The following is a 2030-nucleotide window of genomic DNA, read 5'->3' as shown; positions in this document are numbered from 1 at the left end:
GCGGTGAAAAAGACGCAGCGCTCTCGCTCGCCTCTGTCACGCTGCAAAGCCCGCAGTCAGCGGATCGGGTCACGAAACCAACGCTTCGTGAATAGGAGAGGCTAGGCAGCCGCTTCGAGCGCGGCGATGTGGCGTTCGCAGGCGTCCTTGACGACGGTCTGCAGCAGTTCGATGCGCTCGCCCAGCCATTCCAGTTCCTCGGGCCTGATCCTGTACTGGGGCGAGTAGCGCGAGCCGACGTAAGCCTGACGCAGCAGCTCGAAGCAGCGCTTTGCGAACCTGGTATCGCGCGGCCAGACCGCAATCAGCTCGTGTACCAGCGGCTCGGCCTGGCCGCGCAGGAAGTTCAGGCGGTGCGACTTGGGCGCGTGCAAATTCAGCGTGAGCAGCACGGTATGATAGAAACGCTCAGTGGTTTGATGGAGATCGAACGCAGCTTCATTGCGGAAACCTTTGTCCATGGCGATTCGGGCTAACTCGAGCCTGCGCGACGCACTTTCAAACCACTCTTCGTAGTATTTCTTGGACTCTGCCAGCGCTTCGGCAGGCGGCAAATCGCGGGGCTGCGCGAACTCCGTGCCATCGCTCTCATAGAGCGCGATGCCCTGCTCATAGATGTCGATGAAGAACGGCCGGCCGCGCTGCAATTGGTCGTTCACGTCCTTGAGGCTGTGCACGATGAAGTTGACCGGCGCCGATATGCGCTTGGCGATGGTCACCTCGCGCAGCAGGTGTTCGTCGGCCCTGGCCCAGAATTCGAGCGTGTCGGTGAGCCGCTCGTCGCTGACGACGACAAGGATATCGTAGTCGGAAAAGTACCCCCCGACCGGATCGTCCACCCAGTCGCCGCGTCCATGGCTGCCGTAGAGAATGACCTTGAGGATGCGGCCCTGCTTCTTCCATTTCTGCGTCGCAAGGCTCACCGCGTCCTCGAACTCGGCGAACAGGATCTGCACGATCCGTTCGAGATCGCGGCGCTTCTTGTCAGGCAGATGATCGAGGCTGGTCTTCATGGGCTGGCTCGACTGTGGGGCATAAGGGGCAAAGGGCGCAAGGAAAAGGCCGCATGCCTTCACCTTGCGCCCGCTTAAAACTCTGAAAGGTCACAATGGCCACAGGCGCCGCCACCATGGCTCGGATTCGCGCAGCGTGCGCGAGAGAATTCTGAGCGCTTCGGCGAATTCCGCCTGCACTTCATCGGTGCCGATCCCGTGCCGTTCGGCAAGCTCTGCGCAGTCGGTTTCCTCGAAGCGCAGGGCCCAGAAGATCGCGCGCTGCCGCTCGCTCATCCGCCGCAGGGCGCGCCGGCCCCGCCGCCGGAATACATGGGGTGGAAGACGGTCGGTCATGACCGCACCTCCCCGCCCGAGAGGACAAAATCCGCCGCCTTGCTCGCTGCGCTCGCCGCCCGGAAAATCGCCTTTTCATCGGCGCGAAGCACGGCCAGCCACGCCCCAATGTAATCCGAATGCCGGACCGTGGGCTCGATGCCGAGAGAGGCACAGGTGAAGGCCGCCGCCATTTCCGCGACAAGCTCTTCCTTGGCATACGCGGCCGAGCCGAATGCGCCGGACTGATCACGGTTCAACCGGCTGACATGGCCACTGTGATGCCCGAGCTCATGCAGTGCCGTCCGGTACCAGTTCACCGGATCATGAAAGGCAGCCTGCGGGGGTACCTGCACATAGTCCTGTGACGGCGAATAGTAGGCCTCGCTGCCACCGATCCGGAAATCCGCGCCCGTCGCGGCGATAATCCGTTCTGCCTCGGCAATTGCCATGACCGGATCGGGCAGCGCCGGAATACTGGTCAGCTCATCCGGAAGTCCCTCGCACTGATCCACATTGAACACGGTGAAGCGCTTGAGGAAGGCAATGGTCCGGGCCTCGCGATCTTCGCCGCGTGCCTTCTCAGCCTCGTCCCTGGGCGTGAAGCGGTCGGCATAGCAGATGACCGTGCCTTTTTCGCCGCGCCGGACATGGCCGCCTGCCTTCTCGGCCTGCCTGTATGTCAGCCAGCGCTGCGAGGAA

The 2030-nt window shown here is 62.8% G+C and carries 3 protein-coding genes; all 3 read right to left on the bottom strand.

Annotation, left to right across the window (positions count from 1 at the left end; all coding sequences use genetic code 11):
* Positions 1 to 101: 101 nt before the first annotated feature.
* The gene (locus IEX32_RS20250) at positions 102 to 1013 is read right to left on the bottom strand and encodes a nucleotidyltransferase and HEPN domain-containing protein (protein WP_188773339.1); all 912 of its coding nucleotides are present in this window, start codon (positions 1011 to 1013) and stop codon (positions 102 to 104) included.
* A gap of 90 nt (positions 1014 to 1103) precedes the next feature.
* Positions 1104 to 1349 carry an iron dicitrate transport regulator FecR gene (locus IEX32_RS20245; RefSeq protein ID WP_188773338.1) on the bottom strand — a complete coding sequence of 82 codons (246 nt, stop codon included), beginning with the start codon at positions 1347 to 1349 and terminating at the stop codon, positions 1104 to 1106.
* On the bottom strand, positions 1346 to 2030 hold a 685-nt coding region (locus IEX32_RS20240; protein ID WP_188773337.1), incomplete at its 5' end, for an ArdC family protein. The genes IEX32_RS20245 and IEX32_RS20240, both read right to left, overlap by 4 nt.

The sequence above is a fragment of the Novosphingobium endophyticum genome (assembly GCF_014640675.1).
In the GTDB taxonomy this organism is placed as follows: domain Bacteria; phylum Pseudomonadota; class Alphaproteobacteria; order Sphingomonadales; family Sphingomonadaceae; genus Novosphingobium; species Novosphingobium endophyticum.
This window is presented reverse-complemented; position numbering and strand designations above follow the sequence as displayed.

Bases quoted from the DNA above. Each gene is read 5' to 3' on its own strand.
- IEX32_RS20250 (WP_188773339.1), bottom strand. From the start codon at position 1,013: ATGAAGACCAGCCTCGATCATCTGCCTGACAAGAAGCGCCGCGATCTC.
- IEX32_RS20245 (WP_188773338.1), bottom strand. From the start codon at position 1,349: ATGACCGACCGTCTTCCACCCCATGTATTCCGGCGGCGGGGCCGGCGC.